Source organism: Deltaproteobacteria bacterium (assembly GCA_009692615.1).
Taxonomy (GTDB): Bacteria; Desulfobacterota; Binatia; order UBA9968; family UBA9968; genus DP-20.
This window is the reverse complement of sequence record SHYW01000067.1, coordinates 14,011-27,585: the sequence shown is the minus strand read 5'-3', so window position 1 is coordinate 27,585 and position 13,575 is coordinate 14,011. Positions and strand designations below refer to the sequence as shown.

The 13,575-nt window shown below is 56.8% G+C and carries 14 protein-coding genes; 13 read left to right on the top strand and 1 reads right to left on the bottom strand.

What is annotated here, in order from left to right; genetic code table 11:
- Positions 1-157: 157 nt before the first annotated feature.
- Positions 158-337, bottom strand: coding sequence for a hypothetical protein (locus EXR70_16090; GenBank protein MSP40010.1), 180 nt, complete (start codon positions 335-337; stop codon positions 158-160).
- Positions 338-588: 251 nt separating this feature from the next.
- Here EXR70_16090 and EXR70_16085 point away from each other — a divergent pair, with 251 nt between their 5' ends.
- The 13 genes from EXR70_16085 (at position 589) to EXR70_16025 (ending at position 13,547) form a co-directional block, all read left to right on the top strand.
- The gene (locus tag EXR70_16085; GenBank protein MSP40009.1) at positions 589-1,497 is read left to right on the top strand and encodes a tyrosine recombinase XerC; all 909 of its coding nucleotides are present in this window, start codon (positions 589-591) and stop codon (positions 1,495-1,497) included.
- Positions 1,498-1,599: 102 nt separating this feature from the next.
- Positions 1,600-2,151 (top strand): ATP-dependent protease subunit HslV, encoded by a 552-nt coding sequence (gene hslV / locus EXR70_16080; GenBank protein MSP40008.1) that lies wholly within the window; start codon positions 1,600-1,602, stop codon positions 2,149-2,151.
- A 198-nt stretch (positions 2,152-2,349) separates the two neighbouring features.
- Positions 2,350-3,678 (top strand): ATP-dependent protease ATPase subunit HslU, encoded by a 1,329-nt coding sequence (gene hslU / locus EXR70_16075; GenBank protein ID MSP40007.1) that lies wholly within the window; start codon positions 2,350-2,352, stop codon positions 3,676-3,678.
- Positions 3,679-3,692: 14 nt separating this feature from the next.
- Complete coding sequence (argB, locus tag EXR70_16070; GenBank protein MSP40006.1) at positions 3,693-4,577, top strand: acetylglutamate kinase; 885 nt, start codon at positions 3,693-3,695, stop codon at positions 4,575-4,577.
- Complete coding sequence (locus EXR70_16065) at positions 4,574-5,791, top strand: acetylornithine transaminase (GenBank protein MSP40005.1); 1,218 nt, start codon at positions 4,574-4,576, stop codon at positions 5,789-5,791. Before argB ends, EXR70_16065 begins: the two co-directional genes overlap by 4 nt.
- Before the next feature lie 113 nt (positions 5,792-5,904).
- Positions 5,905-6,885: an ornithine carbamoyltransferase gene (gene argF, locus EXR70_16060; protein ID MSP40004.1), complete on the top strand. Its 981-nt coding sequence runs from the start codon at positions 5,905-5,907 to the stop codon at positions 6,883-6,885.
- Positions 6,886-6,887: 2 nt separating this feature from the next.
- Positions 6,888-8,087 carry an argininosuccinate synthase gene (locus EXR70_16055; protein MSP40003.1) on the top strand — a complete coding sequence of 400 codons (1,200 nt, stop codon included), beginning with the start codon at positions 6,888-6,890 and terminating at the stop codon, positions 8,085-8,087.
- Between the two features lie 115 nt (positions 8,088-8,202).
- The gene (gene argH / locus EXR70_16050; GenBank protein ID MSP40002.1) at positions 8,203-9,579 is read left to right on the top strand and encodes an argininosuccinate lyase; all 1,377 of its coding nucleotides are present in this window, start codon (positions 8,203-8,205) and stop codon (positions 9,577-9,579) included.
- Positions 9,580-10,014, top strand: coding sequence for a hypothetical protein (locus EXR70_16045; GenBank protein MSP40001.1), 435 nt, complete (start codon positions 9,580-9,582; stop codon positions 10,012-10,014).
- Between the two features lie 47 nt (positions 10,015-10,061).
- The gene (locus EXR70_16040) at positions 10,062-10,880 is read left to right on the top strand and encodes a diaminopimelate epimerase (GenBank protein ID MSP40000.1); all 819 of its coding nucleotides are present in this window, start codon (positions 10,062-10,064) and stop codon (positions 10,878-10,880) included.
- 36 nt (positions 10,881-10,916) lie between these two features.
- Positions 10,917-11,831, top strand: coding sequence for a hypothetical protein (locus tag EXR70_16035; protein MSP39999.1), 915 nt, complete (start codon positions 10,917-10,919; stop codon positions 11,829-11,831).
- 33 nt (positions 11,832-11,864) lie between these two features.
- A complete protein-coding gene (locus EXR70_16030; protein MSP39998.1) occupies positions 11,865-12,737 on the top strand; it encodes a 4-hydroxy-tetrahydrodipicolinate synthase in 873 nt (290 codons plus the stop codon).
- A 6-nt stretch (positions 12,738-12,743) separates the two neighbouring features.
- Complete coding sequence (locus tag EXR70_16025; GenBank protein ID MSP39997.1) at positions 12,744-13,547, top strand: 4-hydroxy-tetrahydrodipicolinate reductase; 804 nt, start codon at positions 12,744-12,746, stop codon at positions 13,545-13,547.
- The last annotated feature ends 28 nt before the right edge of the window (positions 13,548-13,575 follow it).

The window sequence follows — 13,575 nt, the reverse complement described above, 5'->3', positions numbered from 1 at the left end:
CAACCGAAGGAGAACCCAACACCAAAATCTAAATCGACGTGCCAGCTCAACAATAAACCCCAGGGGCTTCAAAGCCCTTTTCTCTTAACCTGACTGGTACACTATTGCGCCGCTATCTGGCACATTTTCTCTCCGCCATTGACAAGTTTACCCGCAGCTACAACAACAACACAGCGGTGACGCTAACCGCGCCGAGCACGGCTGGAGGGAACAACTTCAGCAGTTGGACGGGCTGCGACAGCGCCAGCGGGACGACGTGCAATGTCACCATGAGCGCCGACAAGACGGTGAGCGCGGCGTATGTGACGCCGACGGGGACATGGACCTTCTGCGCCAACGAGAATCAGTTTTGTTCGTTCAGCGGAACCAAGCTAGTGAGGTATGGTGCTGGGACAACATTTGCAACACTGACCGCCACCAACGGAATTTCCTGTGCCAATTGGGTATTCGGCGATCCGGTCCCAGGTGTAGTAAAGCACTGCGATTATTCCGATCCTTAAGCTCGAATGTATGAACTTGTTTAAAGTTCATCACCATGAGGGTATGCTACATCAATGGGCATACATCGGTTCGACTGCGATTAGGATCGTGGATCAGCTAATTTCGCAATACGCCGAGCATCTGCGCCACGAGCGCAATGCTTCGGCCCATACTCTGCGCAATTATTTGAGCGACTTGGCGCAGCTGCAAGAATTTTTGCTGGATCGGGAGTTGTGCCTCGATTCGACTGGCTGTGTCGCCGTCGAGAAAGTCGATATTCACGCCGTGCGCGCGTTTCTCGCTTCCCTCACCCGCGAGCGTAAAAAGAGTTCCATCGGACGTAAGGTAGCAGCGCTGAAAAGTTTCTTTCGCTATTTGCTCTCGATCCGACGAATTGAAAAAGATCCGCTGCTGCTGATTCAGTCGCCCAAACAGGAAAAGCCCTTGCCAGCGTTTCTTTCCGTCGACGATGTCTTTCAACTCCTCGGCGCGATCAAACCCAAGACTGGCCTCGATGTGCGCGATCTCGCGGTGCTCGAAGTGTTCTATTCCACCGGCATGCGCGTCAGTGAGTTGGTCGGACTCAATTGGGCTGACATCGACATTCAATTAGAGATTGTCCGTGTGGTGGGCAAAGGTTCCAAAGAGCGGATCGTGCCCATCGGCAAGGTCGCGCTCGCTGCGTTGGAAACTTATGCTTTAGACCAGCGTCAGCGTTGGCAGTTGACCTGCACCGGCGAATCGCCGGTGATCTTGAACAACCGCGGCGAGCGCATTACTACCCGTAGCGTGGCGCGGATTGTCGAGAAACATTTGAAATTGGCTGGCATTCAGATCAAGATGGGGCCGCATGGGTTGCGTCACAGTTTCGCGACGCATTTACTCAACAGCGGCGCCGATCTCAGAGTGATTCAAGAATTACTCGGCCATGAAAGCTTGTCGACGACGCAGCGATATACGCATTTGAATTTGGATCAATTGACCGCGGTTTATGATAAGGCGCATCCGCGAGCGTGAGAAGAAGGCATGAGGCTTGAGGCGCGAGGCATAAGGAAGAGGATATCTCAGAATTTTCTGACTCACGCCTCGCGCCTCGTGGTTCATGGCTAAAGGATTTCAATGTTTGAAGGCACTACCATATTAGGTTTACGTCATGGCGGCAAAGTTGTCGTTGTCGGCGACGGGCAAGTGAGTTTGGGGCAGACGGTGATGAAACACAGCGCGCGCAAGGTGCGCAAGCTGCATCACGATCGAGTCATCGCCGGCTTTGCCGGCGCCACCGCGGATGCTTTCACCCTGTTCGAAAAGTTCGAAGCCAAGTTAGAACAGTACAATGGCAACTTGAAACGCGCCGCGGTGGAGTTGGCCAAGGACTGGCGCACCGATCGCGTGCTGCGGCGGCTTGAGGCTTTGCTGATTGTCGCCGACGTGACCGACCTGCTGGTGATTTCCGGCGCCGGCGACGTGATCGAGCCCGACGACGGCGTAATCGCCATCGGCTCGGGCGGCAATTACGCCTTGGCGGCGGCGCGGGTGCTGATCAAGCATACGCAGTTGGACGCGCGGGTGATCGCCGAAGAGGCGATGCGGGTGGCGGCGGGAATCTGCGTCTACACCAACGAGCAACTCACCTTCGAAGAATTGTGCTTCCTCGCCGCGAGGAACTACTAATTTCAGATTCCAGATTCAAAATTTAAAATTCCAGAATTGGCTGTATTGGCCGCTGCTAGGCCAATCTGAGCCGCAGAACCGCACCTCCCGCGGCGAAAATGATTGCATTTCGTGGCGAAATTGTTAGGAGTTAGTATTCCTATGACAGAGGATGCAAAAAACACTCTTTCCGACTCGGGCAGCTCGCCGGCGCCGGTGATGACGCCGCGGGAAATCGTCTCGGAATTGGATCGTTATATCGTCGGGCAAAGGAACGCGAAACGAGCGGTCGCTATCGCGCTACGCAATCGCTGGCGGCGCCAGTTGGTGCCGGACGATTTGCGCGACGAAATCGCGCCGAAAAATATCATCATGATCGGCCCGACGGGAGTCGGCAAGACTGAAATCTCGCGCCGTTTGGCGAAGCTTGCCCAAGCGCCATTTATCAAAGTCGAAGCGTCGAAGTTTACCGAAGTGGGCTACGTCGGCCGCGACGTCGAGTCGATCATTCGCGATTTGACCGATCTCGCCGTCAACATGGTCAAAGAGGAAGAAAAGCAGAAGGTCGAAATCAAAGCTCACGAAGTCGCCGAAGAGCGGGTGTTGGATCTGCTTTTGCCGCCGACCTCCGGCGAGGGTGAGAGCGAACCGGTGGACGCGGCGCGGCTGCAAGGCACCCGCGACAAGCTCAAGAAAATGCTCCGCGACGGCAAGATGGATGATCGCTTCGTCGAGATCGAGATGACCCAATCGACGATGCCAATGATCGAAGTGCTGACGCCTCAAGGTATGGAAGGCATGGAATTCAATCTCAAAGAGATGTTTTCTAACCTGATGCCGAAAAAGACCAAGCAGAAGAAGGTCAAGATTCCCGAAGCGTTGGAAATTCTCACCCAGGAAGAGGCGGGCAAGTTGGTCGACATGGACAAAGTCACCGGCGAAGCGGTGCGTCGGGTCGAGCAATCGGGAATTGTCTTTCTCGACGAGATCGACAAAATCGCCGGCCGCGATTCGGCGCAGGGGCCGGATGTCTCACGCCAGGGCGTGCAGCGCGATCTGTTGCCGATCGTCGAAGGTTCGACGGTCAATACCAAATACGGCATGGTCAAGACCGATCACATCTTATTCATCGCTTCGGGCGCATTTCATACCGCCAAGCCGTCGGATTTGATTCCTGAGTTTCAAGGACGGTTTCCAATCCGCGTCGAGTTGAGCTCGCTCAGTAAAGAGGACTTCGTCAGAATTCTCACCGAACCGAAGAATGCTTTGATCAAGCAGTATGAAGCCTTGCTCGAAACCGAAGGAGTGCATTTAAAATTCGCCGCCGACGCTATCGAAGAGATCGCGCTGATCGCTTCCAACGTCAACGAGCAGATGGAAAACATCGGCGCGCGCCGCTTGCACACGATTCTGGAAGTTCTACTCGACGAGGTTTCTTTCGCGGCGCCGGAAATGCACGGCCAGGAAGTCGCCATTGACGCCGCGTATGTGCGCCAGCGGCTGGAACCGATTCTCCAAAACGAAGACCTGTCGCGCTATATCCTCTAAGTGAAGGACCGTTGATGGACGATTTTATCGGCAAGGCGGAAGTGTTGATGGAGGCGCTGCCCTATTTCCAGCGCTTTTACGGCAAGACTTTCGTGATCAAATATGGTGGCCATGCGATGGAAAACGAGGAGCTCAAGGCGAGCTTCGCCCAGGACATCGTCTTGCTCAAGTGCGTCGGCATCAACCCGGTGGTGGTGCATGGCGGCGGGCCGCAGATCGACGCCGCGCTCGACAAGATGGGCGTCAAAAGCAGTTACGTGCGCGGTATGCGCGTGACCGATCAGGAGACCTTGGACATCGTCGAAATGGTTTTGGTCGGCAAGGTCAATAAAGAGATCGTCAACATGATCAATCAACATGGCGGCATGGCCGTCGGCTTGAGCGGCAAAGACGGCCAGCTAATTCTGGCGAAAAAAATGAACGTGACTGTGCCGTCGGGCAACGGTGAATCGCCGGAGATCATCGATATCGGCATGGTCGGCGAGATCATCGGCATCAATCCGTTGATCATTGATTCGCTCGACGCCAACAAGTTCATACCCGTAATCGCGCCCGTCGGCGTCGGCAAAGCCGGCGAGACTTATAATATCAACGCCGATTTGGTCGCCGGTGAAGTGGCCGAAGCGCTGCACGCGGAAAAATTACTCTTGATGACCGACGTCGAAGGCGTGAAGGACAAAAAGGGCGAGCTGTTGAGCCATCTCACAGAGAAGCAAGCGCGCAAGATGATTCAAGACGGCGTGGTCGGCTCGGGCATGATTCCCAAAGTCGAATGCTGTATCAACGCGCTCAAGGGCGGCGTCGAGAAGACGCATATTATCGACGGCCGGCTGAAGCATGCCGTGCTCTTGGAAATTTTTACCAAAGAAGGCGTCGGGACGGAGGTGGTGCGCAAATGAAGAATCGCGATATCGTCGCGCTGACCGACAAGTACGTGGCCAAAACTTACGCGCGCACGCCGATCGCCTTGGTCAAAGGACGCGGCACTAAAGTTTGGGACGCCAACGGTAAAGAGTATCTCGATTTCTTGGCCGGCATCGCGGTCAACAGTCTGGGCCACTGCCATCCGGCGATCGTCAAGGCGATCAAACAGCAGGCCCAGCAGTTGCTCCACGTGTCGAATCTCTACCATATTCAAACCCAGTCGGAGCTGGCCCGCGAGCTGTGCCGCCATTCGTTCGCCGACCGGGCATTTTTTTGTAACAGCGGCGCCGAGGCCAACGAGGCGGCGATCAAGTTGGCGCGTCGTTACGGTTTGGAAAAGCGCGGCGGCCGCTACGAAATCATTTCGACGCATAACTCTTTTCATGGCCGGACCTTGGCGACGTTGACCGCCACCGGCCAGGAAAAAGTTCGCGCCGGCTACGATCCGCTTCCCGCCGGTTTTCGCCAGGTGCCGTACAACGATCTTGGCGCCATGGAAGCGGCCATCGATGAGAAGAAAACCATCGCGATTCTGGTCGAACCGATTCAGGCCGAGGGCGGCGTCATCGTGCCCAATGAAATTTACATGCTCGGCATTCGCGAGCTCTGCGATCAGCGCGGTTTGCTGTTGATCTTCGACGAAGTGCAAACCGGCATGGGGCGGACGGGGAAACTATTCGGCTACGAACACTTCGGCGTCAAGCCCGACATCATGACTTTGGCCAAAGCCTTGGGCGGCGGTTTGCCGCTGGGTGCGATGCTGGCGCGCGAAGAGGTCGCCAATAGCTTCGGTCCCGGAAGTCACGCGTCAACTTTTGGCGGCAATCCGGTTTGTTGCGCCGCCGGTTTGGCGGTGATGAACGCCTTGGTCAAAGGCGGTGTGCTCAAGAACTGCGTGCAGATGGGCAAGTATTTCGTCAAAGGGCTGGAGGCGCTGAAAAAACATTTTTCTTGTATCCGCCACGTTCGCGGCAAGGGGTTGATCATCGGCGTCGAACTCGATCGCGAGGGCGCTAAGATTGCCGACGCCTGTATGCAGGAGGGGCTGCTGCTCAACTGCACGGCGGCCAAGGTGCTGCGCTTCGTGCCGCCGCTGACCATCACTAAAAAAGAAATCGATCGCGGTCTGGCGATCTTGGAAAAAGTTTTGCGGCAATTGGTCGGAGAAACCTCGCGTGCGGGGTCTTGACCCGCCGCCGGCGAGCAAAGGCGAGGCGTGCCCCCTTTGGAACCCTTTTAGTGGGTTCATGCGGCCAGCACATGGTCAATGACAAATAACCTAGCCGCGTAACTATTCGTTCCATGAGCAAACGAGATCTACTCAATTTCGACGGCCTCAGCCGGCGCGAGTTCGACGCCATCTTGCAGCTCGCCGCCGACCTCAAGCGCAAGCAAAAACGCGGCGTCGCGCATCGGCTGTTGGCCGGCAAGAACATGGCGCTGGTTTTCGAGAAGCCGAGTTTGCGCACGCGCTCGACCTTTGCCGTCGGCATTACGCAGTTAGGCGGTTCGGCGATTTATCTCGGACCCGCCGAAGTCGGATTGGGCACCAGGGAAACCCCGGCGGACTGCGCGCGCAACTTGGACCGCTGGTTCGATTTGGTTACGGTGCGGACCTTTGCGCACAAAATCATCGAAGAGATGGCCGAGTATTCTTCCGTGCCGGTGATCAACGCGCTCACCGATGGTTACCATCCCTGCCAAGTATTGGCCGACTGTCAGACGCTGATCGAACATAAGGGCAAGCTCGCCGGTTTAAAAATCGCCTTCGTCGGCGACGGTAACAATATGGTGCACTCGTGGTTGGAAGCGGCGGCGCTGGTGCCGTTTTCGTTTACCCTCGCATGCCCCAAAGGTTATGAGCCCGATGCGGCGATTCTCAACACGGCTTTGCAAAACGGCGCCAAGGTCGCGGTGACGCATTCGGTCGAGGCGGCCGTTAGCGGCGCCGATGCGATTTACACCGACGTGTGGACCAGCATGGGGCAAGAGCAAGAGTCAAAAGCGCGCATCAATGCTTTTCGCGCCTATCAAGTGAATAGCCGGGTGGTCGCCATGGCCAAGAAGGATGCCGTGGTGATGCACTGTTTGCCGGCGCACCGCGGCGAAGAGATTACCCATGAAGTTTTGGAAAGCCCGCAGTGCGTCGCCTTCGATCAAGCGGAAAATCGTTTGCACGCGCAAAAGGCGGTGATGGTGTGGCTGGTCAAAGGCTTCGCCGCGACAGTGGGAAAGAGCAAAGCGTTGAGAAAAAAGATCGGAAGTAGAGGATCTAAGAAATAGTCATGAACGTCAAGAAAGTTGTTTTGGCATATTCCGGCGGTTTGGACACCTCGGTGATTTTGCGCTGGCTAAAAGAACAGTATGGTTGTGAAGTGATCGCCTATTGCGCCGATTTGGGCCAGGGCGACGACTTGCAGGCGATCAAGCAGAAAGCGTTTAAGACCGGCGCTAGCAAAGTGGTGATCGGCGATCTGCGCGAAGAGTTTGTCAAAAATTACGTCTTCCCCATGCTCCGCGCCAACGCGGTCTATGAAGGTTCCTATCTGCTCGGCACTTCCATCGCCCGGCCGTTGATTGCCAAAGCACAGATCGATGTGGCGGTAGCGGAAAAGGCCGACGCGGTGTCTCACGGTGCCACCGGCAAGGGCAACGATCAGGTGCGCTTCGAGCTGACTTACTACGCGCTCAAGCCCAATATCAAAATCATCGCGCCTTGGCGCGAGTGGGATCTGAACGCGCGCTCGACCTTGATCGATTACGCGCGCAAGCATGGCATTCCCGTGCCGGTGACCAAGGCCAAGCCCTACAGCACCGACCGCAATTTATTCCACATCAGTTACGAAGGCGGCATCCTCGAAGATCCGTGGAAGGAGCCGCCCTCGGACATGTTTGTCTGGTGCCGGCCCTTGGAAAAGGCGCCCAACCGCGCTGAGTACATCGAGATCGATTATCTGCGCGGCGATCCGGTGGCGCTTAACGGTAAAAAATTATCGCCGGCGAATTTGCTGGCGCACCTAAACGACATCGGCGCCAAGCACGCCATCGGCCGGGTCGATCTGGTCGAGAACCGCTACGTCGGCATGAAGTCGCGCGGCGTCTACGAAACCCCCGGTGGGACGATCTTGCACTCGGCGCACCGCGGCGTGGAGTCGATCACCATGGACCGGGAAGTGTTGCGCCTGCGCGATTCGCTGATCCCGCGCTACGCCGAGATGATTTACTACGGTTACTGGTTCGCGCCGGAGCGCGAAGTGTTGCAAAAAACTATCGACGCGGCCCAGGCCAATGTCAGCGGTCGGGTGCGCCTGAAGCTCTACAAAGGCAACGCTATCGTTACCGGCCGCAAGTCCGACGCTTCGCTCTACGATTCCAACGTGGCGACCTTCGAGGCCGATCAAGTCTATCGCCAGGCCGACGCCGAAGGGTTTATTCGCTTGAATGCGTTGCGTTTGCGGTTGCGCAAGTTAGCGAAGGCGCGATGATCGGAGAAGGATTCAGAATACAGAATTCAGAAGTCAGAAGTTCGGATTCTGAGATTATGCATTGTGCAATCTGCAATATGCATTCTGCATTGAATTCTACGCACGAATAATTGTCGTGAAAAAACCGAACAAAAAACTTTGGGGCGGGCGCTTTGCCGCCGGTACGGTGGATTCGGTGGAGGCGTTTACCGCTTCGATTCAAATCGATGCGCGGCTTTACCGCCACGACATTATGGGCAGCATCGCCCATGCCAAGATGCTCGGTAAGCAGCGAATCATTCCGGCGCGCGACGCGCAGAAGATCGTTCGCGGTTTGATGTCGATTCGCCAGGAAATCGACGGCGGCAAGTTTGCTTTCTCGCCGGCCGATGAAGACATTCACATGAACATCGAGCGGCGCTTGACCGAACTGATCGGCGCCGCCGGCGGCAAACTCCACACCGCGCGCAGCCGCAACGATCAAGTGGCCCTCGACATGCGGCTTTATCTGCGCGACGAAGCGGCGGTCATTCTCGAAGCTTTGCGCGGGTTGCAAGTTTCCCTCGGCAAGGCGGCGAAAAAGCATCTCGACGTGATCATGCCCGGCTACACCCACTTGCAGCGGGCCCAGCCGGTTTTGTTGGCGCATCATTGGCTTGCCTACTACGATATGTTTGGCCGCGACGTCGAGCGCTTCGCTGGCTGTCTTGAACGGATCAACGTGTTGCCGTTGGGTTCCGGCGCCATCGCCGGCACGACTTTTCCGATCGATCGCGCTTACGTCGCCAAGCTGCTCGGTTTTCCGCGCGTCTCTAAAAATAGTATCGACGCGGTGAGCGATCGAGATTTTCTCTTAGAGTTTTTGGCCGCGGCTTCGATTCTCTTCGTCCATCTGAGCCGCTTGGCCGATGAATTGGTCCTGTGGTCAAGTCAAGAATTCGCTTTCATCGAGCTGCCCGACGGTTACTGCACCGGCAGCTCGATGATGCCGCAGAAAAAAAATCCCGATGTTCCCGAATTGATTCGCGGCAAAAGTGGCCGGGTGTTCGGCCATCTGTTCGCGCTCCTGACGATCATGAAAGGGTTGCCGCTGGCCTACAATCGCGACTTGCAGGAAGACAAAGTGCCGCTCTTCGACACGGCCGATACGGTCAAGGCGAGCGTACGCATCATGGCTGAGATCATCGTGGGTTTAAAGGTGCGCAAAGAGCGTATGCTCGACGCGGCCCGCGACGGATTCATGAACGCGACCGATTTAGCCGATTATTTGGTCGAGCGCGCCATGCCGTTTCGCGCCGCCCATGAGGTGGCCGGCCGGGTGGTGCAATTTTGCATCGCTCAAGGTAAACGTATTGAAGAGTTAGCGATCGGCGATCTCCAACGGTTCTCGGCCAAGATCGGCAAGGATGTTTATGGTTTTCTTTCCGTGCAGTCGGTGGTGGACCGGCGCCGAGCGCTGGGCGGGACGGCGCGGCAAAACGTCGTGCGCCGCTTGAAGGAACTGGGGTTTTAGATGAAACGTTCACTCGTCATCGCGTTGCTGGCAACCCTGCTGCTGCCGGCCTGCGGCAAGAAAGACATCCCGCGCGTGCCGGAATTCGTCGCGCCCAAGCCGGTGGTCAATTTGTCGGCGCGCTTGGCCGGCGAATCGATCGCGCTCACCTGGAACCGGCCGACGGAATATCTCGACGGCAGAGAGATTAAAGACCTGGCGAGCTTCGTGATTTTTCGCAAAGAGGTTTCGCCGAGCTGCCTCGACTGTCCGGTGCCGTACCGCGAGCTGAATCGCGTCAGCGTCGAAGACCGCGAAAAGTTCGTCAAGCAAAAGCAGTATCGCTTCGACGACTCAGAGGTGCGCGTGAGCACGGTCTATCGCTATCGGGTTTCGGCGCAACTTTTCGACGGCACGCTGAGCGCGCCGTCCAATGAAGTGGAAATCATTCGTTAAGTTGAAAGACGCGGGGCGTATGAAATACGCCCGTCAAGGTTCGACGCATGGAACTAGAATTTACCAAGATGCATGGCGCGGGCAACGATTTCGTTTTTCTCGATTGCCGGAAAAACAATATCGCCGATTTACAATCCATCGCGAAAAAACTCTGTGACCGGCGCTTCGGCATCGGCGCGGATCAACTGCTAACGGTTCATCCATCGCAAGTCGCCGACTTCAAGATGGAGATCTACAACGCCGACGGCAGCCAGGTGGAGATGTGCGGCAACGGCATCCGCTGCTTCGCCAAGTATGTTTACGACCATGGCATCACGCCGAAAACCGAGCTCGAAGTGGAAACCCTGGCCGGCATCATTCGGCCGAAAATCGTCGGCGACTTGGTCGAAGTCGACATGGGCGAGCCGATTCTTGACGGCCGGAAAATTCCCGTCGACGCCGATGGCGAGATCAAAAACCGGCCCTTGACGGTGTTGGACAAAACTTACGAAGTGACCTGCGTGTCCATGGGCAATCCCCATTGCGTGATTTATTTGGACGACATCGAGTCGTTGGATTTGGCGAAAATCGGGCCGCACTTCGAACACCACAAATTTTTTCCCAAGCGGGTCAACACTGAGTTCATTAAAATAATCACTCCTGCGGAAATCAACATGCGTGTCTGGGAACGCGGCGCCGGCGAGACTTGGGCTTGCGGCACGGGCGCGAGCGCGGTGGGCGTCGCCGGCGTCATCACCGGCCGCACCGAGCGCAAGGTGACGATTCATTTAAAAGGCGGCGATCTGGTGATCGAGTGGCGCGCCAACAACCGCGTTTACATGACCGGCGCGGCGGCGGAAGTTTTTCACGGCAAGGTTAACCTCTAATAACACCGGTTCGGCTCATTCCTATACGGGGTGACGATGAAATTTTCTGCGGCCCAGTCGCAGCGTCTCGCGATTACATTCGGCTTATTCGCTTTGCTGCTATCCTGCGCGTCGGTGCCGCAGTCGATCAATCTTTCAGCGTCCGACGGCGTAGTCGAACCGCCGGCCTACGGCAACAAGGATTATTCCAAAGCGCTGGCGGCGATCGGTGCAGCTATGGAGCGCGACCTGAAGTTGCCGTTGATCGATGTTACGGTGACGATCTACCCGTCGCAGGTCGGCTACGAGCAAGGGGTGATCAGTGAAGCCGAGCGTGACATTGAAAGGCTGCGCCAACGGCTCGCCGCCAATGCTAATCTGCCGCGTACGGACGATCTGTTGCAGTCGTCGCGCACGATGGCGGTCAGTTCGGTAGCGGTAGGCATGTACCGCAAGGTGCTGGTCAACGAGTGGCGCGTCGGCAAAACTCCCTGGCCTGAGTGGATTCGTATTCTCGCTCATGAGTTGACGCATACGGCGGAGCGGGAATTGGTCAACGGCGGCGCCTCGACGGCGGATCAGTGGCTGCGCGAAGGCTTTGCCGAATGGGTGGGCTACAAGGTCGTTGATCAATTTGGCGCGGAGACGATGAGCACGAGCCGGGAGCAGGCGCTGGATGCGATCGCGAATGTGAAAGCCTTCCAGACTTTTCCGGCGCTGACGCAGTTGGTGAGCAATCCCCAATGGTTGACCTGGTTACGCAGCTTGGGTGTGCCGGCCACCTATGGGCAAGCGTTTATTGCGGTGGATTTTTTGATCGAGCAAACGGGTGTGGGGGCGGTGGTGGAATATTTTCGCTCGTTTGCCAAACTCAATAATCGCGAGCGCAATTTTACCACCGCGTTCGGCGAGCCGATGGCGGCCTTCGATCAGAAGTTCAGCGCCGAGATGGCGCGCCGTTTGGGCAAGTAAAATTCATCTCGCTTTCAAGTCGGAGGAAAACTCATGTTTAGCGGTTCGATGGTTGCATTGGTGACGCCGTTCAAGAACGGCGCGGTGGATTGGCAAAGTCTCGAAGCGCTGGTGGCGTTTCATCTCGAAAATGGCACCCACGGCATCGTGCCTTGCGGCACCACCGGCGAGTCGGCGACGCTCAGTCATCAAGAACATGACGAAGTGATTCGCGCGGTGATCAAGTTCGTCAACAAGCGCGTGCCGGTCATCGCCGGCACCGGTTCCAATTCTACTGACGAGGCCGTGCGTCTCACGCGGGAGGCGGAAAAGTCCGGCGCCGACGGCGCGCTGATGATCTCGCCCTATTACAATCGGCCGACTCAAGAAGGTATCTATCAGCATTACAAGAAGGTCGCGTCCGAAGTCGGCATTCCGATCATCATCTATAATATTCCCGGCCGCACCGGTTCGAAGATCGAGCCGGAGACTTTGGCGCGTCTCGCCGAGATTACAAATATCGCCGGCGTCAAAGAAGCCACCGGTTCGGTGGATCAAGCCATCGACGTGATCCGTTTGTGCGGTGAGCGGTTGGCGGTCTACTCGGGCGAGGATTCGCTGATTTATTCGTTGATGGCGCTCGGCGGCAAAGGTGTGATTTCGACAGTTGCCAATGTCGCGCCCAAGCAAACCGCGCAGCTGACCGAAGCGTGCTTGAAAGGCGACTGGGAGAAGGGGCGGGAAATTCAGTTCAAACTGATTCCGCTGATCCGTAGCCTGTTCATCGAAACCAATCCGATCCCGGTTAAGACTGCGTTGGCGCTGATGGGCAAATGCGGCGGCGAGCTGCGACTGCCGATGACGCCGATGGCCGAACGCAATGTGACCAAGCTCAAACAGGCGCTGCGCGATTTCGCTTTGCTGTAAATCCTTATGGCTCTTGGAATTATCATTTGCGGCGTCGGTGGGCGTATGGGCGGCGCGCTGGTGCGGGCGATCCGGCAATCGACGGATATTAAATTAGTTGCCGCGCTCGATCGGCCGGGCAGCCCGCGCTTGGGCAAAGACGCCGGTGAAATATCGGCGGCGGGACATCTGGGAATTCCCATTACCGATAAGCTCGACGCCGTGTTGAAGCCCAATGCAGTGATTGTCGATTTCAGCACTCCCACGGCTTCGCTGAATTATCTGCGCGCGGCGGCCAAGAAAAAAACTCCCATGGTCATCGCCACCACCGGATTCACCGCGGCGCAGCAAGCTGAGATAAAAAAGCTGGCCCGGCGCACGCCGACATTGCTATCGGCCAATACGAGCTTGGGTGTCAACGTGCTGGTTTCGCTTTTAGGTAAAGCCGCCAAGATGTTGGGCGACGATTACGACGTCGAGATCGTCGAAGCTCATCATCGCTTCAAGAAAGACGCGCCCAGCGGCACGGCGCTCGCGCTCGGTCGTTCTATCGCGAACGCATTAGGCCGCGATTTCGATAAAGTCGGCATCAACGGCCGCAAAGGCATCGTCGGCGAGCGCGGCAAAAAAGAGATCGCGCTGTTATCGGTGCGCGCCGGCGACATCGTCGGCGAACATACGGTGATCTTCGGCGGCATTGGCGAACGGCTCGAATTCATCCACCGCGCCCACAGCCGCGACACCTTCGCCCACGGCGCGTTGCGCGCCGCGCAGTGGCTAGCCAAACAGAAGCCTGGGCTTTATGACATGGCGGATATGTTCGGGCTGTGAAACGAATTAGTGAAATCGTTTCATGTCG

Excerpts from the sequence above, each read along its gene's own strand:
- hslV (MSP40008.1), top strand. The coding sequence starts at position 1,600 with ATGTTTGAAGGCACTACCATATTAGGTTTACGTCATGGCGGCAAAGTT.
- hslU (MSP40007.1), top strand. The coding sequence starts at position 2,350 with ATGACGCCGCGGGAAATCGTCTCGGAATTGGATCGTTATATCGTCGGG.
- argB (MSP40006.1), top strand. The coding sequence starts at position 3,693 with ATGGACGATTTTATCGGCAAGGCGGAAGTGTTGATGGAGGCGCTGCCC.
- EXR70_16065 (MSP40005.1), top strand. The coding sequence starts at position 4,574 with ATGAAGAATCGCGATATCGTCGCGCTGACCGACAAGTACGTGGCCAAA.
- argF (MSP40004.1), top strand. The coding sequence starts at position 5,905 with ATGAGCAAACGAGATCTACTCAATTTCGACGGCCTCAGCCGGCGCGAG.
- EXR70_16055 (MSP40003.1), top strand. The coding sequence starts at position 6,888 with ATGAACGTCAAGAAAGTTGTTTTGGCATATTCCGGCGGTTTGGACACC.
- EXR70_16045 (MSP40001.1), top strand. The coding sequence starts at position 9,580 with ATGAAACGTTCACTCGTCATCGCGTTGCTGGCAACCCTGCTGCTGCCG.
- EXR70_16040 (MSP40000.1), top strand. The coding sequence starts at position 10,062 with ATGGAACTAGAATTTACCAAGATGCATGGCGCGGGCAACGATTTCGTT.
- EXR70_16035 (MSP39999.1), top strand. The coding sequence starts at position 10,917 with ATGAAATTTTCTGCGGCCCAGTCGCAGCGTCTCGCGATTACATTCGGC.
- EXR70_16030 (MSP39998.1), top strand. The coding sequence starts at position 11,865 with ATGTTTAGCGGTTCGATGGTTGCATTGGTGACGCCGTTCAAGAACGGC.
- EXR70_16025 (MSP39997.1), top strand. The coding sequence starts at position 12,744 with ATGGCTCTTGGAATTATCATTTGCGGCGTCGGTGGGCGTATGGGCGGC.